Origin of the sequence: Agrobacterium sp. (genome assembly GCF_032092815.1) — a bacterium.
Lineage (GTDB): Bacteria > Pseudomonadota > Alphaproteobacteria > Rhizobiales > Rhizobiaceae > Agrobacterium.
Genome location: NZ_DAMDBP010000017.1, coordinates 89,307 through 110,631, shown reverse-complemented (window position 1 = coordinate 110,631; position 21,325 = coordinate 89,307). Strand labels below are relative to the sequence as shown.

17 protein-coding genes are annotated in these 21,325 nt (G+C 56.0%); 12 read left to right on the top strand and 5 right to left on the bottom strand.

Going from position 1 to position 21,325, the window contains the following annotated elements; all coding sequences use genetic code 11:
- Window positions 1–564: EAL domain-containing protein (locus RT613_RS12725; protein ID WP_313615847.1), on the top strand; the 564-nt coding region annotated here is incomplete at its 5' end.
- 453 nt (window positions 565–1,017) lie between these two features.
- Window positions 1,018–1,542 carry a GNAT family N-acetyltransferase gene (locus tag RT613_RS12720; RefSeq protein ID WP_313615846.1) on the top strand — a complete coding sequence of 175 codons (525 nt, stop codon included), beginning with the start codon at window positions 1,018–1,020 and terminating at the stop codon, window positions 1,540–1,542.
- Between the two features lie 223 nt (window positions 1,543–1,765).
- On the opposite strand, the gene acnA is transcribed toward RT613_RS12720, so the two are convergent.
- From acnA to RT613_RS12695, 5 genes are all read right to left on the bottom strand, one after another.
- Window positions 1,766–4,381: an aconitate hydratase AcnA gene (acnA, locus tag RT613_RS12715; RefSeq protein ID WP_313615844.1), complete on the bottom strand. Its 2,616-nt coding sequence runs from the start codon at window positions 4,379–4,381 to the stop codon at window positions 1,766–1,768.
- A gap of 172 nt (window positions 4,382–4,553) precedes the next feature.
- On the bottom strand, window positions 4,554–5,438 hold the full coding sequence (locus RT613_RS12710) for a GntR family transcriptional regulator (RefSeq protein ID WP_313615842.1): 885 nt from the start codon (window positions 5,436–5,438) through the stop codon (window positions 4,554–4,556).
- 86 nt (window positions 5,439–5,524) lie between these two features.
- On the bottom strand, window positions 5,525–7,024 hold the full coding sequence (locus RT613_RS12705) for a tripartite tricarboxylate transporter permease (RefSeq protein ID WP_313615841.1): 1,500 nt from the start codon (window positions 7,022–7,024) through the stop codon (window positions 5,525–5,527).
- A 10-nt stretch (window positions 7,025–7,034) separates the two neighbouring features.
- Window positions 7,035–7,508 (bottom strand): tripartite tricarboxylate transporter TctB family protein, encoded by a 474-nt coding sequence (locus tag RT613_RS12700; RefSeq protein ID WP_313615839.1) that lies wholly within the window; start codon window positions 7,506–7,508, stop codon window positions 7,035–7,037.
- A 53-nt stretch (window positions 7,509–7,561) separates the two neighbouring features.
- Entirely contained in the window at window positions 7,562–8,533 is a 972-nt protein-coding gene (locus tag RT613_RS12695) for a Bug family tripartite tricarboxylate transporter substrate binding protein (RefSeq protein ID WP_409558817.1), read from the bottom strand.
- 375 nt (window positions 8,534–8,908) lie between these two features.
- On the opposite strand from RT613_RS12695, the gene RT613_RS12690 reads away from it, so the two are divergent.
- From RT613_RS12690 to RT613_RS12645, 10 genes are all read left to right on the top strand, one after another.
- Window positions 8,909–9,829 carry an AraC family transcriptional regulator gene (locus RT613_RS12690; protein ID WP_313615838.1) on the top strand — a complete coding sequence of 307 codons (921 nt, stop codon included), beginning with the start codon at window positions 8,909–8,911 and terminating at the stop codon, window positions 9,827–9,829.
- A 90-nt stretch (window positions 9,830–9,919) separates the two neighbouring features.
- Window positions 9,920–12,028, top strand: a complete 2,109-nt coding sequence (locus RT613_RS12685) for a TonB-dependent receptor (RefSeq protein ID WP_313615837.1) — start codon at window positions 9,920–9,922, stop codon at window positions 12,026–12,028.
- Window positions 12,022–13,026 carry a class I SAM-dependent methyltransferase gene (locus tag RT613_RS12680; protein ID WP_313615835.1) on the top strand — a complete coding sequence of 335 codons (1,005 nt, stop codon included), beginning with the start codon at window positions 12,022–12,024 and terminating at the stop codon, window positions 13,024–13,026. The genes RT613_RS12685 and RT613_RS12680 overlap by 7 nt, the downstream gene beginning before the upstream one ends.
- Window position 13,027: 1 nt before the next feature.
- A complete protein-coding gene (locus RT613_RS12675) occupies window positions 13,028–13,942 on the top strand; it encodes an ABC transporter substrate-binding protein (protein ID WP_313615833.1) in 915 nt (304 codons plus the stop codon).
- Window positions 13,939–14,673 carry an ABC transporter permease gene (locus RT613_RS12670; RefSeq protein WP_313615831.1) on the top strand — a complete coding sequence of 245 codons (735 nt, stop codon included), beginning with the start codon at window positions 13,939–13,941 and terminating at the stop codon, window positions 14,671–14,673. The genes RT613_RS12675 and RT613_RS12670 overlap by 4 nt, the downstream gene beginning before the upstream one ends.
- A complete protein-coding gene (locus RT613_RS12665; protein WP_313615829.1) occupies window positions 14,670–15,266 on the top strand; it encodes an ATP-binding cassette domain-containing protein in 597 nt (198 codons plus the stop codon). The genes RT613_RS12670 and RT613_RS12665 overlap by 4 nt, the downstream gene beginning before the upstream one ends.
- 377 nt (window positions 15,267–15,643) lie before the next feature.
- Complete coding sequence (locus tag RT613_RS12660; RefSeq protein WP_313615827.1) at window positions 15,644–16,666, top strand: PAS domain-containing protein; 1,023 nt, start codon at window positions 15,644–15,646, stop codon at window positions 16,664–16,666.
- 284 nt (window positions 16,667–16,950) lie between these two features.
- On the top strand, window positions 16,951–18,552 hold the full coding sequence (locus RT613_RS12655) for a globin-coupled sensor protein (protein ID WP_313615825.1): 1,602 nt from the start codon (window positions 16,951–16,953) through the stop codon (window positions 18,550–18,552).
- A gap of 90 nt (window positions 18,553–18,642) precedes the next feature.
- The gene (locus RT613_RS12650; RefSeq protein ID WP_313615823.1) at window positions 18,643–19,140 is read left to right on the top strand and encodes a molybdopterin-dependent oxidoreductase; all 498 of its coding nucleotides are present in this window, start codon (window positions 18,643–18,645) and stop codon (window positions 19,138–19,140) included.
- On the top strand, window positions 19,141–21,324 hold the full coding sequence (locus RT613_RS12645; protein ID WP_313615822.1) for an ATP-binding protein: 2,184 nt from the start codon (window positions 19,141–19,143) through the stop codon (window positions 21,322–21,324). It begins immediately after the preceding gene.
- Window position 21,325: the final 1 nt, after the last annotated feature.

Sequence of the window (21,325 nt, the reverse complement as noted above, 5' to 3'; positions counted from 1 at the left end):
ACCATCATGGCACACTGCGATGCCGGTGGGAGGGGCATCCAACCCATCAGTGGATTGACCCTGTCAATCAACGTGTCAGCGGACCAGTTTTTGACGCCGGATTTCGAGCGAATAATTTCTGAATGCTGCAGGAAATTCAATGTCGACGAGAGAAAACTCAAGCTGGAATTGACCGAAAGCGTTTTGCTGACAAATGTTGAAAACGTGATTTCCAAGATGGAAACGCTTAAAGGCGCTGGTTTCGATATTTCGCTTGATGACTTTGGAACAGGCTATTCATCACTGTCATATCTAAGGCGACTGCCACTTTCTGAGCTGAAGATCGATCGAAGTTTCGTGGCAGGCGTGCTCAGAGACGACAAGGATGCCGAACTTGCGCGCAACATCGTGCGATTGGGACGTGCTTTGAACCTCAGCGTGCTTGCCGAAGGGATTGAGACGACCGAACAGTTCAAATTCATGCAGCAATGCGGTTGCGACGCATTTCAAGGTTTCTTTTTTGGCAAACCCGTGGCGGCAGACGAATTTGAACGCTCCGCTTTGATCACCGCGGTGCATGGATGAGCCTCGAGTTGCCACGCTGGCACCCAAATGGCTGCAAATTTCCCGCAAGCCATTGATAGTGTTTAAGTGATGCAGGATGCGGGGTACAAACATCGCACAAATCATATCAATAACGCCGTAGAGACGCTTATATTTCTTCTTTCTTTGTATATTTATAGAAAAAAAGTGGAACACTTATTCATTTTCAACGGGTTACAGCAAAAGCCCGTGCATATCCCTACACTGATGCCGCGTTTCATCGCGCCGCCTTTGCGCCAGGGCTGCATGTCCAACCGCGTTCCTGGCGATAACATTGCTACTGGGTCATCAGGGCCGAGTTCAAGACATCCCTTCAACCCACCACCGTCCAGCCAGACTTTGCCCTTCAAGCGTGCAGGACATACAATCTTCCGTTGCAAATTGTTGTGAGCTTGATAGAAATATCTCGATAAGCTCTTCCAGAACGAGTGAGATATGATTGAGACCGAAAGGCTTTTGCTGCGGCCATATGTATTGGCGGAATATCAGTCTTATCTGGCAATGTGCGCCGATCCGCTCGTCTTCAAGTTTTTGGGCGGGCGTCCCTTCTCTGCCGATGATGCCTGGCATCGAATCCTGCGCTATGCAGGCCACTGGTCAATGCTGAATTACGGCATCTTCGCTGTCATCGAAAAAAACACAGGCGAATATATCGGTGAAACCGGCATCGCAGATTTCCATAGAGGCCTTGGCAATGCCTTTGATGGATATGGTGAAGCCAGCTGGACGTTCATTTCCCGCGTGCATGGGCGTGGATTTGCGCTGGAGGCTGCCGGGGCTGCGCACCAATGGTACACCGACAATTTGCGTCAGAACCGAACCGTCTGTCTTATCGACCCCGTCAACACAGCCTCTCTCAAAATGGCCGGTCGTCTGGGCTACAACGCCTTCGACAGGCGAGATTACAAGGGGCAATCTTTGGTCGTGCTCGAGCGGACAGTGCCGGTGTCGTTGATATAAGCGGTCCGGCAGCCGTCCAAAGAACTTCCCAACAGGCCTCCATTGGCGCGCTTGGTTCACGGACCAATACGTGGCATTGACCTGTCCGCGACCCAGTGGCGACAAGGAGGGCAGGTTCTCGAGCCACAGTGAGGCGTTTCCCCCTGTTTCTCGGCAAAGATCGCAATTTCACCTGATGCCACCCTTGATTAAGGCCCTCTCCCCCAACGCTGGTCCGCGCAACTCACGCGGTCTGTCCACTCTGACTGTTGGCCACCAATCCGTTAAGAATAAGCGGCAACACGCCCCCCGCACGCAAGATCTTTACTTCAGCACCGGTCTCAATCGCAGCCGTCACCTGGATTGACCGCGTTTCGCCATTTGCTCGCTTGATCACAACCTCGACTGGACAGCGTGGCGAAATCAACGACAGGTCCGCATTGATGACGACAATATCGTTGGCGGTGATATCTAACTCCTGAACTGCGATTTTTGGCAGACGCAACGGCAGCACGCCCATACCGATCAGGTTCCAGCGATGAATACGCTCAAAGCTCGAAGCCAGAACGGCGCGAACTCCAAGCAAGGCAACGCCTTTGGCAGCCCAGTCACGGGATGAACCCATCCCGTATCGCTCGCCAGCGATGATCACCGCCGACCGTCCTTCAGCCTCGTAACGCTGGGCTGCATCCCATAGTGAAAGCACATCTCCGGTTCCGGCATGCACCGTTGAACCGGGCGGGATATCGGACGCCAGCAGGTTGCGAACCGTCTTGTTGGTGAACAATCCACGGATCATCACCTCCCAGTTGCCGCGTCTTGAAGAGAAGACATTGAGGTCAAGCGGATTTTCGCCACGCTCAATCAGATGCCGTCCGGCCTGCCCTTTCGCCGGGATGGCCCCGGCAGGAGATATGTGGTCGGTGGTAATATCGTCACCGATGACGAGGATCGGTGTCGCCTCGTAATTGCCCAGTCTCGTGCCGGTACCAAAACCCGCAAATGGTGGTCGGCGGATATAGGTCGATTTTTCGTCCCAGGGAAACAGCGTCGTACTCGGCGCCGGTAATTGCTTCCAGGCTTTGCTCGCCTCGGCCGCATCATATGCGGGTGCAAAATCCTCAACGCTGGCGGCAGCGGAAAGCGCATCGTCAATGTCTTGCGTGCTGGGCCAGATCATTGAGAGGGTTACGGCTTCGCCGTCCTTGGATATCCCGATAGGGTCAACCATGATGTCAAGCTCCACCGTTCCCGCCAACGCAAAGGCGACAACCATGGGCGGCGATGCGAGAAAACCTGCCTCAAGCTGCGGATGAACGCGCCCCGGAAAATTACGATTTCCCGAAAGAACTGCGACGGGCACGATCCCACGATCAGCCATCGCATGGGCGACAGGCTCGGTGAGTGGGCCAGAGTTGCCTATGCAGGTGGTACAGCCGTATCCTACGATCCCGAACCCCACGGCCTCGAGATCGGCCATTAGGCCCGCACGGACCAAAACCCGCTCTGCGGTCGGGGAGCCTGGTGCTGTGGAGGTCTTGACCCAATGTGGCGGCCGCAGCCCGTAGGCATTGGCTTTTTTGGCCAGAAGGCCTGCCGCGATCAGAAGGCGCGGATCGGAGGTGTTGGTGCAACTGGTTATGGCGGCAATGGCCACCGCGCCATCATTGGGCTGCCCATCAACCTGTCCCGCACCGCCGCTTTTTTTCATGCCGGCCATCACACTGCGCGTCGTGTTGATGGCTATTCGGTCTTGCGGTCGCCGTGGACCAGCCAGGCTCGGTTCCACCGTGGCAAGATCAAGTTCATGGACGGTCGTATAGCGCGGATTGGCATCAGGATCGAACCAGATGCCGACACGTTTCGCATAGGCCTCCACGAAAGATGCGTGGTCAGGATTACGCCCAGTCTTGACCAGGTAATCAATGGATTGCCTGTCGATCGGGAAATAGCCGCTATTGGCTCCGAATTCAGGCGTCATATTTGCCACGACGGCCCGGTCTCCTGCCGTCAGGTTTGAAACGCCTGGACCAAAGAACTCGACGAACTTGTCCTGAAGATCAATCTGGCGGAGCATATGGGTAACGACCAATGCAAGGTCCGTTGCCAGGACACCATCCCTCATCTTCCCCGTCAAACGTACACCGACCACCTCGGGAACCCTAAGCGCAACAGGCATTCCAAAAAACACGCTTTCCGCTTCAAGGCCACCAACGCCCCAGGCCAGAACACCGATGCCGTTGATCATGGGTGTGTGACTGTCTGTTCCAATCAGCGTATCGGGAACCGCCCAGCGTTTACCGTCCCGGTTCAATACGGTGGCAACCGTGGCGAGGCGTTCGAGGTTCAGGGTATGCATGATGCCTGTACCGGGAGGATGCACCCGAAAATCACGGAGCGTGTTTGTCGCCCATTTCATGAAGCTGTAGCGCTCGCTATTGCGCTCATATTCACGGGTCATGTTGCGATCCAGAGACGCGGACGTTCCAAACGCATCAACCGCGACCGAATGATCGGTCGAGACGTCAACAGGAACAACAGGGTTCAAAAGGGCTGGATCCCCCCCCGCTTCCGCCAGGGCCGACCGCATCCCGGCGATATCGACCAATGCCGGCCCACAGGTCGTATCGTGCATCAGCACACGGTTTGGCAGGAATGGAATTTCTATGTCGCTCTGGCCTGTTGCCAGCCACTCAATCATCGCGGTTTTCGCACGAGCAGCATCATCCCCTGCTGTCCTGAGCACGTTCTCAAGCAGGATACGATGGATGTAAGGCATCTTTGCCAGATGCTCGCCAGCCTCGCTCACAAGGTCGATAATGGCGTAACTGGCGCCGTTGATTTCTGTGTTGGCCGGCATGCGATTCACCTCAAGGTCCCATCTCGAACGAAGCTTTTTGCAACATATCCCCTATCTACATATTGTGATCATAAAATGCAATTTCAATTTGCCTGAATAAAATGTTCACATTGCATGTGACATTCAACAACCGGTTTTGTTGAACATCGAACCCAAGCGCTGCGACCAAAGATCAGATTTTGGGGCTCTTGATGCGACCTGCGCCCATGATGTGGGTATAGAGAAACGCGGCGGCCTCGTTACGGCGGCCATCTTCCAGCAAATCCAGAATTTGCAGGTGCTCGACCGTTTGCTTTGGCAAACGGCTACGGTCAATGGTGATGTGATATTCGATCAGACGGCGCAGACGATTGATGCGCTTCAACGATTCCAAAAAGAACTCGTTCTGCGAGCAGGCAACGAGCATTTCGTGAAACTCGTTATTGGCTCGAAAAATTTCCGCGCGAGACCACGTCTCGAAGCCACCGTCGCGCAATCTTGTCTGGACCTCGCGGGCCCGTTTGGCCCCTTCGGCGTTGAGCTTGAATGTCGGAAGCAACATCGCTTGCTGTTCGATTATTGCGCGGAATGCATAGCCATCTTCATAGCTTTTTTTGGATGTCAGTGCGGGCGTGAATGCCCAGCCATTTCCCGGAAGGCGCTCCATCCACCCTTCTTCGGAAATGCGATGCAGAACCCTCAGCAACCGCGTTCGCGGCAGATCATAAAACCGCATCAGCTCATTCTCGCTGACGCGATCTTCCAGTTTGCCGGAAACGCGATCTTCCGCAATCCGGAAATAGATAGGATCATCACCGTCGTCGTTAGCGCTGTCGTCTGGCTCTGCAGCGTTTAAATCCTGAGGCGCAACGCAAAGAAAATAACCGCGATTGGACTCTGCCTTTACTACACCCTGCTTCTCGAGCAGTTTCAACGCACTCATAATCGGCGCTCGAGAAACCCGGAAAGCGTCTGCAAACATCTGCAGTGGCAGATGATCCCCCTTCTCCAATCCGTTCGCTTTCACGTAGTCGACGATGCTTCCGGTAATCTGCGGTGTAAGGCTTTTGCGCGGCATGGAACCTGCTCGTTGATGATCTCCGTTGTATTACCATCGTCACGACTGTTGCAACAGTCGGCAGCCCGCAAGGCTGCCGACAACTGTCAATCCTCATCCTGCTGGAACTTCGACAATCCGCGGAAGATGAAAGGAGCAACCAGAGCGACAACAGCAATGCCGATCATGATGGCAGAGCTGGGATGCTGGAGCAGGATCATGGGATCACCAAGGCTCATCTGCATCGAACGGCGAAGCGCACTGTCGGCAAGCGGCCCAAGGATCAGCCCAACAACCGCTGGCGCAATCGGATAGTCGAACTTTCTCATGAGGAAACCGACAACACCGAATCCAGTCAAAAGCAGCAGCTCGACGACCGATGGATTTGCCGCAATCGTTCCCATCGATGCAAACACCAGAATGCCCGCGTAAAGCCATGGAAGAGGGATCGCCAGCAATCTTACCCACAGGCCGACCAGGGGCAGGTTCAACACCAGAAGCATGACATTGGCAATGAACAGGCTGGCCACCAGACCCCAGACAAGGTCAGCATGCTGGGTGAACAGCAACGGGCCCGGTTGAATGTTGTATTGCTGGAAACCGGCCAACATGACGGCTGCCGTGGCGGACGTCGGAAGACCCAACGTCAACAGTGGAACAAGCGTGCCCGCAGCCGATGCATTGTTGGCAGCCTCCGGACCAGCCACGCCTTCAATAGCGCCATGGCCAAACTCTTCCGGTTTTTTGGAGAGCCTGCGCTCCACATTATAGCTGAGGAACGTCGGAATTTCCGCGCCGCCCGCAGGAAGGGCACCGATCGGAAAACCGAGCACGGTCCCGCGCAGCCAGGGCTTCCACGAACGGCTCCAGTCTTCTTTCGTCATCCAGATCGAACCTTTGACAGGTATGGGCTTTTCCGGCTTGAACAGATGTCTTGAGGCAACGAGCAGTGCCTCACCAATTGCGAACAGGCCAACAGCCAATGTTGTGACCTCAACGCCGTCAAGAAGCTCCGGCACACCAAAGGTCAAGCGTGCCTGACCGGTCAACTGATCAATACCCATCAGTCCCAACCATAGACCAAACGCCAGGCTGGTGAGGCCACGCAGAGGCGACGAACCGAAGGTGGCGGACACGGTGACAAACGCGATCAGCATTAGGCCGAAATAATCCCATGGGCCAAACTTGACCGCGACCTTGACCAGGATGGGAGCGAGAAACGCCAAGCCAACGGTCGCAATCAGCGCCGCGACGAAAGACCCGATTGCTGCCGTCGCCAGCGCCGGACCACCCCGGCCAGATCGGGCCATCTGATTGCCTTCCAGCGCCGTGACCACCGAGGCGCTTTCTCCAGGGGTATTCAGCAAGATCGCCGTTGTCGATCCACCATACATTCCGCCGTAATAAATCCCCGCGAACATGATGATGGAGCCACCGGGATCCAACTTGAACGTAACGGGCAAAAGCAAGGCTACGGTCAAAGCCGGCCCGATGCCCGGAAGCACACCAACGGCGGTGCCTATGATGACCCCGACCGCCGCGTAAATGAGGTTGGCGGGCTCGATTGCGGTGGCAAAACCTTGAATGAGCAAGAAAAGAGAATCCATGTCCGGCACCTCACAACAGTCGCTCAAGCGGACCCTGCGGGAGCGTCAGCGCCAGAAGTTTGTTGAACATCAGGAAAATCAGAACGCCGATGACGGCCCCAAGACAGAGGTCTTTCAGCAACGCCTTGCGTCCGAAACCTCTGGCGGTGAGCGCAAACAACAGTGTCGAACCCAGAATGAAACCAGCACCGAGCCATACTGAACCAACCAGTCCGGCAAGCGCCAGACCAATCCAGCCAACGGCCTTCCAATCGACAGCTTCCTGTTCGATATCCGACGGGCGGAAGGCGCTGAACAAATGGCCAATGGCAAGAACCAGAAACAGCAAGGCCACAAAATGCGAGGCCGCGTTGGCTCCGATACCGTAGGTGGCCCGCACCTTCATTTGCGAGGCATCCCAATAGGTGATGAAGGCGATCACAAGCAGGATGATCGCCACGACCGCCGCAGGGCGGTTAGCAATAGATGGTGTTTTGGATGTCATGATTTCCTCATGTGTGGAAAGCGACGACACGCCGCTTTCCGCCCCTGACAGGATCAGTTTGCCAGTCCGATGGACTTCAGAACGTCGTGGACGCGTGTTGTTTCCGAACCGATGAAGGTCTGGAATTCATCAGACGGCGCATAATAATCAGCCCAACCGCGTGCCTTGAGCACCGCTTGCCACTGCTCTGATTTGACGGTCTTCTCGACTGCCGCCTTCAGTGCATCAAGGTCTGCAGCCTCCACATCGGGACCAGCAAAGATACCGCGCCAGTTCACCAACTCGATATCAAGCCCTTGTGCTTTCAGCGGCTTGGCTTCGATGCCATCGATGGGCTCGGGGTACGAGATCGCAAGGGCGCGTAGATCGCCCGATTCAATCTGACCCTGCCATTCGCCGTAGCCGGAGACGCCTGCAGTCGCCTGGCCGCCCAGCATTGCGGCGAGAGACTCACCACCGCCAGAATAGGCAACATAATTCACCTTCGACGGGTCAGCGCCGGATTCCTTTGTCACCAAGGCTGCAAGAATGTGGTCTGCTCCGCCAGCAGAGCCGCCAACCCAAATCGTTTTTGCGACATCGCTTTTAATCTGGGCCTGAAGATCGGCCATCGTCTTGATGGGGGAATCTTTCGGAACGACGACAACAAGAGGATCGCCAGTCAGGCGGGCGATGGGCGTGACCTTTGTAAGATCGACGGGTGAATTGTTGGAGATACTTGCCCCAACCAGAGTAATACCGGCAACAAACAGCTGGTTCGGGCTGCCTTTGGCAGAGCCAATGAACTGCGCAAGGCCGACAGTACCACCTGCACCGGGCACATTCACAACCTGAACGCTTTTGGCAGCGCCAGTCGCCATCATGACTTCTTGAAGCGAGCGTGCGGCAGAGTCCCAGCCACCGCCGGCACCGGCTGGCGCCATGATATTGAGCTCAAGGCTCTGGGCCTGTGCCTGGTTGACCACGACGCCTGCGGCCGTCACGGCCATTGTCGCAGCAAGAAAAATTTTAAGCAGCTTTCGCATGTCGTCATCCTCCACTGACTAGCTTGCTCCTCCGAGCTTCACATAAACTGCATTAAATGATTATAAAAGTAAATCCTGTTCATCGAAATTGAATGCATGATTTTGGGATCGCAGGGTAGAGGCATTCCCGACATCAACAAATGTCCCCACCACGGGGGAATGTTTGGCAGTGCATGCTTCATTTTTTACAATGACTTGTCGTGCTCACTGCGCGCCTTTCGCCCGGGCCGCAGACAACGGGCGCGAGACGTCTGGCCCCATATTGCTGGCGCAGACCATGACCATTCCAGAGGTAATTCCCCCCATCCCGCTTTACCAGTTTGAAGTCGGCAAGGAGAGGATGTATGGCATGGCTTGCAACGGGCTAGCAGCATCATGACCTTGATAGAGCCACATCGCTTCGTACCCTTCGAGGCTGGCAACACGACATCCGTGACATTGCCGGGCCTGTCACAACACACCCAGGTCGATGTGCTGCGCATCAATTCCGGGCTTGTTCTGGCACACAGCCACTTTTCGCCTGATATCAAACATGACGACAACATACGCCGGCCTGAAGACCAGCTGATCCTGGCATTCAACCTGTCCGGCCGCATGCGGCTGGTCGACCCACGTGGCCAAGCGCATGATATCACTGACGGTCAGGGCTGGATCATTCGCTCCGGCGGCAAACAGCTCAAGAGGATCGTCAAGAAGGGTGACGGATGCTCCAATCTCGTCATTGCGCTGAGTGTCTCGCGGCTTGCACCCGAACTTTTCGCCTTGCTCGAGCGCGCCTTGCCGGAGACGGAACCGTTTCGACGCCTGCGCCTGCCCGTGCCCGGCAACAGCGCATTGGAAACCCTGCTCGACGGTCGCACCGACCCGGCGGCGATGCTGCGCAAGGAAGGTCAGTGCCTGGCACTCCTGGGCCATGCGCTGGAAGAAATTGTTGCAACACCGGCCTCGAACGGCACGTCGCATGATCATGTGCTGCTCGTCGAACGTGTCACCGCCTTTCTAGCAGAGCATCTCTCCGACACCATCACCATGGCGGAGGTGGAACGCAGAGCGGGCCTCAGCCACGTCACCGTCAATCAGATCTTCCGCACCATTACCGGAATGACGGTGTTTGAGCGTGTACGCGCCTTGCGCATGGAGGCCGCAGAACGCCTGATCCACCACACCAACCGCAGTTTTACCGACATTGCGGGTGAGTGTGGTTTTTCCGATGCCAGCCATCTCTCCAACGCTTTCCGCAAGCGCTACGGCATGACCGCAAGCGACTGGCGACGGGCCCAGCAGGAAAATTCCTGATCGCTTTCACGAAATACAAGAGTATTTTCGTCAAGTTCAAGAAACAGTCCGCGCGACATGGCAGGTAACGCTCCAACCAGGAGTTCGCCAATGTCCCGCTCAACCACTTCCCGATCGCATGTTTTTCGCAAAACCGCGCGCCGTGCTGCGCTTCTCAGCCTGACGACCGCGCTCTCGTGCAGCGTTTTGCCGGTTGCGGCACTCGCAGAAGAAACACCCCTTCAGCTTTCGCCCATCACGGTGTTTTCCAACTTCTGGGAAGAACTGGCCCGCAAGGCGGCAGCAACTGTCACGGTTCTGAACCGTGAAGTCCTGGCGCGCCCGGTGTCTCCGGATCTCGACAGCGTTGCCACGCGATCGGCCAACACGGTTTTCCAGCGTGCCAATTCGCAGGAGCGGCTGGTGGTTCGCGGCATGTCGGCCTTCGACAATGCACTCGCCGATCCCGTCGGTTACATGGTCAACGGCGTGCCGCTGCCGCTTGGCACGATCCAGCTGCCGCATTTCTTTGGCGCGCAGAACGTCACGCTTCTTAAAGGACCGCAAGGCACGACCTTCGGCCGCAATTCCGAAGCCGGTCTTTTATCCTTCAACACCATTGCTCCCGGAAGCGATGCGGGCAGTGAGGTCAATATCGGCATCCATGGTTCGGACAGGGGCGCCAAACCGGTTGGTGGCACCGGGTCGGTGATGTGGTCCGGCCGGCCGGAAAATGGCCCTGCTCTGTCCATGGGCCTCGAATTTACCCGCAGCCCCGGTGTAATCAGCAACCCGGTATCGGGTGCCGATGACGGCGGAAAAGACCGGCGCGTCACCGGTTTTGCCGGCGCCGAATGGGAACTGCATGATGGCGGTTATCTGAAACTGACGACGGTTGCCGAGGACCAGAAGTTCAACAAGGAGCAGTTTCGTTACATCACCGGTGCATTGGCGACCAGCCGGTATGACAGCATCTATTCCGATCCCTCATGGGAAAGCCGGCGCAGCTCGGTCACCGCACTGGAATGGGGCACCAGTTTTGAAGATTTCGATCTGACCACCATCACAGGATTTACCACCTTCGACCGCGAATTCGTGCTCGATTTCGACAGTTCACCTTTGCGCCTCGGCGTGACCTCCCTCGATATCAAGGATCGCACCATCTCGCAGGACGTGCGGTTGACCTCCACATCGGAGGGACCATGGAAATGGACCGTTGGCGTCAACGCTTTCCGGCAAGCGACTGATGCGGATTTCAACCTCGGTTCGATGTCAACCGACCGGCACACGGAAATCGACCAGACGGGTGCGGCGCTTTACGGCTTTACCGAATATTCCGTGAACGAGCGGCTTCGTCTGGGTGCTGGCATGCGTGTGGATTACCTCTCCTCCGACGCCTGGCAGCAATTCACCTCACCTTTGGTCAACCAGCGCTACGGCGCCGATGACGCGTCAACGACGCTTCTGCCCAAATTCACGGTGGCTTATGACCTGACGGACGCAACGACACTGCATGGCAGCTACGCCCGTGGTTACATGCCGGCTGGCTACAATTACGGTTTTGCCAACAGCGCAACCAGCCTGGCCTATGATGCCGAATATAGCTGGAATGGCGAAATCGGCATCAAACATGAGTTTTCCACCGGCGCGACATTCAACCTCGCCGCCTTCCACACCACGGTGAAAAACAAACAGATCACCGAAACCATTCCAGGGGCTGCGCAATATATTTCGAATGCCGGCGAAGCCCGGAGTTACGGAATTGAAGCGGAGTTTACCGCACCGCTTAACGACGAATGGGAAATCTCTGCCAATGCAGGATGGCTGCATGCGCGCGCCACCTCGTTCCAGACCACATCCATGAACCTTTCGACCGGAACGCTGGTTGCCGTCGACTGGTCCGGAAACGATCTGCCGATGGCACCGGAAACCACCTGGGGTCTGGCGCTGTCCCATCAGGGCGAGGTCTGGCGGGGACGTGTCAGCCTCAACGGCACGGGCAGTTACTGGTTCGATCCAGGCAATACTATCAAACAGAAGGGCTTCGTGACCGTTGATGCCGAAGTATCGCGCAAGCTTGGCAAGGGCGAGTTGACGCTCTGGGCAAAAAACCTGTTTGACGAGGAATATTACAGCGCCGCCGCCAGCACCATCCGGGGTGTGGTGGTTGAGGATGGCAGCCCGCGGACCGTCGGCATGAACTGGCGCATCAAATGGTGATGCCTGAACGCCGCACCGGAGCCGGGCTTCTTCTGGAAACGCTGGAGGGCCCGATCCGTTATGCCTTGCTGGATTGGGCGCTGACATCTGGCATATTCGACCTTTGCCAGGCCGCTGTGACCCCGGAGCTGCTTTCCAAACGAATGGGCCTGCCGCCTGCATCTCTTGCCCTTGCGTTAAAAGCACTGGTCGCGGCAGGTTTCATGCAGAGAGACGGCAGCGGCTTTTATACCGCGCCTGACATTCTTCCCTTCGTGACGAACGGCAGTGCGCGCAATATGCGCGAGACCCTTCGATCGATGGCGCAAACCCGCCATGCGCAGCTGGACCGGTTCGGCGATCTCGTCGCCGGCATCAGCGTCGCTGAGGGGCCACGTCTGTTCGATGATGCCCACTGGGATGCAAACCACCGTTCGCTTGCCGCCTTCCATGAGGCCATTGCGGCCGATGCCATGGAACCGTGTCTGACCGGCCTGCCGGAGTGGGAGAAGGCACACAATCTGCTCGAGGTTGGCGCCGGTTCCGCCGTGCTGACGCGACGGCTTCTGGCAAAACGCCCTGACATCAACATCACCTTGTTTGACCTTCCGCCGGTGGCAAGACGCATTCAGGATGAGGTTCACGACCTTCCGCTGACCGTTGTTCCCGGCAATTACAACAAGGAACTGCCAGATGGCGCTTTCGATATCATCTGGTGTTCGATGACGCTCTATTTCCATGATCAGGGCCTCGGCTCCCTGATCCGGCGGCTGAGTGATCTGCTGACGCCGGGTGGTGTGCTCGTCAGCTTTCACGAAGCGCTGACCGACAACAGGACCGGACCGGCAGAACATGTGCTCGGTCGGTTGATCCCGGCGCTGCGGCAAGGGGACGTGTCCTTTGCCGACGGTGAAATAACAGAGGCGATGGCAGAAGCCGGGTTGACGCACCCCACCACCCAACTTGTCTCCACCCCGTTTGGCCGCTTCCGGCTGGATGCTGCCCGCAAAGAGGCCTGATATGAAACATGTGTCCTTTTTCGTTTCGCTCGCATTGTCGCTTGCTGCCCTTCCGGCGCTGGCGGACGACATCGTGCTGTCCGGGCCACCGATCTGGGAAAGTGCGCCGCTGATTGAACTGGTGCAAACCCAGCCGGTTGAAGGAACACGGTTCATTTTCAAACCCTGGGCCAACCCGGAGCAATTGCGCAAGATGGTGATGGAGGACACGCCGTTATTGGCCGTTGCCCCTGCCCCGACGGCAGCAATCTTTTCGACAAGCGGCATTGATCTTCAGCTCGTATCGGCAACCGTGACCGAAGGCAGTGTTTCACTGGTTGGCAAAGGTGACACCATTTCCCACCTGTCCGATCTCAAGGGACAAGCACTTGCCCTGCCCTTCAAGGGTTACCTGCCTGACCTGATGATGCGCCGTATCGAGCAACCAGGCCCGACAACCTGGCGACCGACCTATACCGGCAGCCTGATGGCCGGCATGCAGCTGTTATTGGCTGGCAAGGTCGATACCGCCATGCTGGCTGAACCCATGGCCACCCTGGCGCTTGCCAAGGACAAGACACTTGTCCGCCGCGCTGATCTCTGCACCTTGTGGCGCGATGCCACTGACCTTGCTGATTGCCCGCCGGCTGGCGTGGTGATTGCCAACCCGGCATTTGGTCAAAAACCGGAGGTCCGTGCCGCCTATCGCGCGGCATTTGCCCGCCTTGCCGACAATCCAGGCCTTGCCGCCGAGCTGCTGGCGCAGCATTTCCCGGAAATGGCCGCAGCAAGCGACGGTTTCGGCCGGATCAAGGCGATTGACCTGCCCATGCCGCAACATGCAACTGTGTTGCGTGATTTCTACGGTGCAATCCTTGAGGTCGAACCGGCAGCAATTGGTGGCAGGGTGCCGGATCAGGACTTCTTTGGCGAATGAAACAGCGGCTTGCCTTTGTGGTTGGGACTGTTCTGCTGTTGTCAATCTGGGCACTGGCGGCAGCAAACAATCTGCCCGCCATTCTGCCGGGTCCCATCCCGGTTCTTCAGGCGCTCGTGACGCTTGTGCTTGCAAAGGAATTCTGGACCGAAACGCTGCTACCAAGCATCGGGCGGGCCGCAGCAGGCCTGGCATTGGCATTTGTTTTTGGCGCAGCCTTTGGGCTGGCCGGATGGCGCTGGCCGGTGATTTCCGCGCTGTTTGCACCTCTCAGGCTCATCCTGCTCGGCATGCCAGCGCCAATCCTCGCCATATTGTGCATTCTCTGGTTTGATGGCGGCAGTACCACGGTCATTCTGACGGTCGCGGCACTGCTGGTTCCGGTGCTGCAGATTGCCATCACGGAAGGCATGGACGCGATTGACCAGCAATTGCAGGAGATGGCGCGGATTTTCCGTGTGCCGATGTTGCGCCAGTTCCAACGCATCCTGCTGCCGGCAGTGTGGACCGCGCTCGGGCCGGCTTTGCGGGTTGCGGTTGCCAATGCGCTGCGCGTGACCTTGTTGACCGAACTTCTGGCCGGTTCCGAAGGGCTGGGCGCAGCGGTACAACGTACCCAGAGTTGGTTGCAAACCGACCGGCTGTTTGCGCTTGTCATCATCATCCTGCTTCTGATCGGCCTGACGGATGCTGTTCTGACAGCCATGGTACCGAGGAGGCGTGATCAATGATGCTGTTTTCAGCTGAAGGACTTGGCCTCCATTATTCCGGCCGCCCCGAACCGGCCTTTCAGGATGTCACGCTCGACATCCGTGAAGGTGAAGACCTGCGTTTGACGGGTCCTAGTGGCGCGGGAAAAACCAGCCTGATGCGCGTGATCGCCGGTCTCGAACATCCCACCTCGGGGCAGATTTCCACCTCTCCCAAAAGCGTTGGCATGGCATTCGCCGAGCCGCGCCTGTTACCGCAATTGACGGTGATGGATAACCTGCTGTTCGTTGCACCCAATGCCGGCAACGCGCTGCAAAAAATGCTTGAAATGCTGATGATCGATGATCTGCGCGACAGCAAGGTCACGGGTCTTTCCAAGGGGCAGGCGCAGCGCGTCGCCTTGATCCGCTGCCTTTCCGTGCGACCACAGATCGTGCTTTTGGACGAAGCATTGGGTGGTCTTGACCACGCAACGTGGCTGATCGCCCGCGATCTGATCACCTCACAGCGCCAGGAAAACGCCTTTGCGCTGGTTGAAATCAGTCACGACCCGGCACGTTTGATCGCTCCCGATGCCCGCACCATAGGGATTCAACAAAGCCGCTTGTGTTGACATCAACTGGTCGGTAACGCCGAATACTTATCGGTGAGTGCCCCTCGCAAAGAAGAAAACCAGGTGATTTCCTATCACGGATCAGCCTATGCCGGTTCCGATTAGGGCGGCTTGCGCTGACGGACTGCAAGCAGCTTCGATGAGCGCATTCGGCGACATAACATGTGACCCTGCGACGTATTGCACTGGTCAGATTCAAGTCAGTTAAGTTTTACAAAATTTGATTTCGATCAATATCAAGAGGTTTGTTTCAATTATCATATACTAAGGTCGGACGAAGATCGCCCTCTAGACCTTTGCTATTTTCCGAGGTTCCTCGTAATTCGCCAAATGCATGTGAAAGATGCCTTAATTTGAAAATAAACCGGGAAACATCTATGACACAGACCCGACCGTTGAAAACAGCAGACTCCAGATTGAGACTGCTGGAGGAAAAACTCAACGTCGGCACATGGATTTGGGATCTTGATACCAACGAGCTTGTCTGGTCCTACGGCCTCTTCAGAATGCTCGGATATGAACCCACAGCCGTGGTTCCCAGTCTCGACCTCTTTCAGTCTCTAATCCATCCCGACGATCAACTGGATTTTGACAATGCTGTCGGCTTGGCTTCTGATCAACGTACACAGAACCGACGCTTTCGTATCATTCGGCCCGATGGCACCTTGCGTTGGCTGCTCAGCAAGGCGCAACCGCATCACGATCGTCATGGCAAGACAATGGTTCTGTTCGGCGTGATTGCCGATGTTACACAGGAAGAAGAAACGAGATTGGCATTGCTTGCCGAAGAACGCACCAACACCGCCTTGACACAACTCCTCAAAGGCAAGGTGTGGCGGGCGCATCCAAATGGCAAGCTGATTGAAACCGCTGATTGGACAAAGCTGACCGGCGAAACCGCCGCACAGGCCCATGACTGGGAAAAGCTTGCGGCAATACATCCAGACGACAGAAGTGCGTTTCGTGCGGCCTGGAAGGAAGCAATCGCCACGCGGGCGGAGTATGCGGTGACGATCCGTGTACGAACCATTGCCGGAAATTATGTGCATATTAGCAACCGCGCCATGCCCATTTTTGGGAATCATGGCCGCATCGAACAGTGGGTCGGGCATTCGGTGATGGTCGAGCCTGTACAATTTGCACAGCAGGCGCCAACCGCTTTATGCGCCTCCCAGATTCGCGCTGCACGCGGTTTCCTAAATTGGTCCGCCCAGGACCTGTCCCATCATTCAGGCGTGTCATTTTCCACGATACGCCGCATGGAAGCCTCCACCACATCGGTTCGGCCCGAAGCAATCGACGCAGTGCGATCTGCCTTTGAAGCGAAGGGGATTACCTTCGTTCAAAATGAAAACGGCCTGTCAATTGTGTTAAGCAACAAAGACTCCGAAGCCAACTAAACAAACTATCCTGGGCAAATTTCGCCCACAAACTGCAACTTACTTGCTGTCTGGTGAGCAAATTTGGCTCACTTTGCATTTTTGAGCAGAATCGGCCCACTAAAAAAGCACTCCCAAATATATGACAGTAAAGCATCCACTAAATGGAGCCGGCTAATCTGCGGTTCTGACGGGGAGCAATAACGTCACCTGCATGACGCAGTCCAATCTCCGCATGCTCTCATTATCTGCAATGTCAACCTTGCACGCGCGCCGATTGCTCGCCGGACAGAAAGTCATGTGAAATGCACCATCATGCTCATAACCAGCTTCAGGAACGGCTCGACTTTGTTGGGTTGGACAACCGGCAACGGGCGGCATTGGCCGAACTCTCAACAGTCATTGCAGCGTCTCTTGATGGCGCACTCGACGTTTTCTACAGCAAGGCAAGGGTCCATCCGGATACGGCGAAGTTCTTTTCCAGTGAAGCCAATATTCAGCATGCCAAGTCACGCCAGGTTGGTCATTGGGAAAACATCGCATCCGCCCGGTTTGACGAGACATATGTCGAGGCGGTAACGACGGTTGGACGCACCCACGCTCGCCTTGGTCTTGAACCGCGCTGGTACATCGGCGGCTACGCCCTGATCCTCGAGCAGATTGTGCGCCGCGTCATCGCCGCACAGATGCCGGGACGATTGTTGCGCAAAAAGCGCGAAAAGGTGTCAGATGGCATTTCTGCCGTCATGAAGGCCGCACTTGTCGACATGGACTACGCCATTTCGGTCTACCTGGAGTCTCTTGATCAGGACCGCAAAAAAGCTGAGCAGCAGCAGGCTCTCCTCAAGCAAGAGCAGGATGTTGCAATAGACGCGCTTGACCGCGCCCTGGCAACGCTTGCTTCCGGCGATTTGACATCACCACTGACGGAACAGGTGGCCGAAAATTTCACCGCACTAAAAGACAATTACAATTCGTCCCTGCTTGGACTGGGCACGGCCGTCGCAGAAATTCATAGAGCGGTGGAACTGGTTTCTGCGCAGTCTCATGAAATATCGTCGGCAACCAATGAGATGGCACGCCGCACGGAAAAGCAGGCAACAGCCCTTGAAGAAACAGCGGCAGCGCTGGAGGAAATCAGCACCATCTCCCGCCAAGCGCAGGAGCGCACGACTGAAATCCAGGGTCTCGTGCACAAGTCTGCCATGGAAGCTGTCGACTCCGGCATCGTTGTGGAACAGGCCGTTGTGGCCATGAGCCAGATTGAAAGCTCGTCCAAGGAAATGACCGAGATCATCAGCGTGATAGACGAGATTGCGTTTCAAACAAATCTTCTGGCATTAAACGCAGGTGTCGAGGCAGCGCGTGCCGGGGATCAGGGCAAAGGGTTTGCCGTGGTGGCACAGGAAGTTCGCGAACTTGCCCAGCGTTCCGCAAAGGCTGCCAAAGAAATCACCGCCCTTATCGGCAAATCCTCGGAGGAGGTTGTACGTGGCGTCGGATTGGTAAATCGCACGGGTGCCGCATTGCAAAGCATTGGTGAGCAGGTCCGCTCGATCAATGATCACATGGCATCCATTTCCAAATCATCGCAGGAACAAGCGACCGGTATTGCAGAGATCAACGCAGCTGTCGGCAGCCTTGATAACATTACGCAGCAAAACGCAGCCATGGTGGAGGAGTCTTCGGCAGCAACCGCCAAACTGTCAGACGAAGCAATTAAACTGGAAAAGCTGATCGCAAACTTCAAGGTGCCATCACACCCTTCCTCTGGCCATCCAGCGATGACCGATCCCGCCGTGCGCCCCATTCGCTCTCCCGCCCATCAGCTTTTAAAGGCTGTAAAATCCGGCTTTTCCAGCGGTCCAACCGCTGCACTGCGTGGCAATACTTGGGAAGAGTTCTGAGCCCCTACACAAACATAGCCCGCCACCCGCAGTCAGCGTTGCTCGCAACGAACGACCGACGCGTCTTTAACATCCACAGAGGGAACTCCAATGAAACTCGCACTTCTCACCGGCTTTGCCATCAGTCTGATGTCGGCACAGCATGCGTTCTGCCTTGATTCCCCAAAGGGCAAGGTGGTTTTGACCATCACCGGTCATGTCAGCCATGCCAATGTCGGTGACACGGCACAATTTGACCTTCCGATGCTTGAGGCACTGGCTGGTCGAAGCGGCTCGATGGAAACGCCCTGGACGGAAGGAACAGTGAAGTTTAGCGGTCCACTATTGCGCTCGGTTTTGGAAGCAGCAGGTGCCGACGGTGCCAATCTGAAAGTGGTTGCCTTGAACGACTACGCGGCGGACGTGCCGCTTGCCGATGCCTATGACCTGGACACAATTCTTGCAACACGCATGAATGATGCACCAATGAATGTCAGGGAAAAAGGTCCACTCTTCCTTGTCTATCCATTTGACCTCAAGCCGGAAACCTACAATGAAAAGTACTTCTCGCGCTCGGTCTGGCAAATCAAGTCGATCGAGGTCCACTAAATGATCCAGGCGGCCCATGCCAGTGGTGAAGTCATCCGCAAGGCTGGCAAATCGACAGCTATCCTGCAGGTCTTCGCCGTCATTCTGCTGGCATTGCTGGCATGGGTCTATTCCGACATATCCAAACGTTACAGTGAGCTTCAGGACGGCATCAAGGAAAATGCCCTGTGGTCTGTCTACCAACTTGAGCGGGAATCCCGCAGGTTTGAAGAAGAACTTACCCGCATGATGTTGGTGTCAGACACATCGAACGCGGCCGTCCAGAACCTGTCGTTGCGTTATGACATTCTCTATTCACGCATGGAGATGCTTGATCAGGCCCGGTTTGAACATTATTTTTCAACCGACCCCACCGTTCAAAACTACCTTCAGAGCATTCGGTCGGTCATATTTTCCAACGCGCCATTGTTTGACACAATCGCCGCCGACAAGAAACCAGACACGCAAGATCTGAAACTGCTGCTGAAAGATGCCGTGCAGATGACCAGGAGCAGTGAACAACTGCTCAATTACAGCAACAACGCTCTGAGCATTGCACGGGCGGAAAATCGCAACATTCTCAGCGGGCTCGCACGCGCGTCCATGGTTCTGACGCTGCTGATAATTCTATGTGTAGCTTTCCTTATCTACACGTTGCGTCGCCAACTCAAGAATGTGCGTGAAGCTGGTCTTAGTCTTGAAGCGATGGCGCGCCGTATCAACGATGCGTACAACGCAGCAGAGGCAGGCAACCGCGCGAAATCGCAATTCATGGCAACCATGGGCCATGAAATCAGAACGCCGTTAAATGCCATTCTCGGAATGGTCGAGTTGCTCAAGCTCAAACCGCTACCAGACCATGTCGTTCCCAACATCAAGACCATTCAGCGCGCTGGTGAAGCGCTTCTGGATGTCATCAACGAGATACTCGATTTTGCAAAGATCGAGCATGGCAAACTGGAACTGGAGTATCGTGCGGCCGATCTGGCAGAGTTGATCGACAACACCGCTGAGATGATGCGTGGCCGCGCAACTGATGGTGGCAACACACTTCTGGTCGATATTCCGACCCGCTTGCCGGTCCAGCATATAATGACTGATCCCACCCGTCTGCGTCAGGTTATTCTGAACCGGCTTGGCAACGCCATCAAGTTCACGAACAATGGTACGGTGACGTTGCTGGTAAGGGAGTTGGAAACATCAACAGGCCTGCGACTGCGCATCGCCGTGCGCGACACCGGGCTTGGCATCGACGCGGATGGCATGGCCAGACTTTTCCAGCCATTCAGCCAGGTAGATGCCAGTATTTCTCGCAAATACGGTGGCACCGGCCTTGGCCTTACCATCTGCAAGCAGATTGTTGCCGCCATGAATGGCGAGATTGGCGTTGACAGCGTTTTGGGCCAAGGGAGCACGTTTTGGTTTGAAGTGCCGGTAGAACATGCCGCCGCCACCGGTCCTGCCGTGGTGGAAACAACCGAGACGAACGCAAAACCATTACCACGGTTGGACATTCTGTTGGTTGAAGACAACCTCGTCAACCAACAGGTGGGACTGCAATTTCTGAAACACCTTGGGCAGAATGTCACACTTGCTGAAAATGGCGTCATCGCGGTCGAAGTAACCGCTACACGCCATTTTGATATGATCTTCATGGACATGCAGATGCCCGTCATGGACGGGATCGAAGCGACGCGTCGGATAAGGTCAGGCTCTGGCCCATGTGCCAGCACTCCAATTTTTGCGATGACTGCCAATGCGTCCGATCAGGATCGCGAACGCTGCCTGGAGGCAGGCATGGACGGCTTCCAGCTTAAACCCATCAAGCTGCAACACCTGCATGAGGTGATTTCCCAACATCAACCGAAAGTCACCGAAATAGCCGACAAGGCAGAAACCGACGACATATCACCCCGCGCACAAGAACTCATCGCAGTCCTTGGCAGATCCGCCTTCGACGAATTGGTTCTGTCATTTTTCGATGATGCAGTAGTCCTGCTGGAAGACACCCGCACTGCGCTGAAAAATGCCGATCATCGTGCCATGGATGCCTGTCTTCACACCTTGAAAGGGACCGCCGCCAATCTGGGCTTTGACAGCATTGCCCAGAAATCGCAGTCCTTGCGCAGTCCCCAGACTGGCTATTCTGAACTGAATGCCCTTTCCAATATGATTGACCAATCCCGCAACCAGGTTGTCAGGTAAA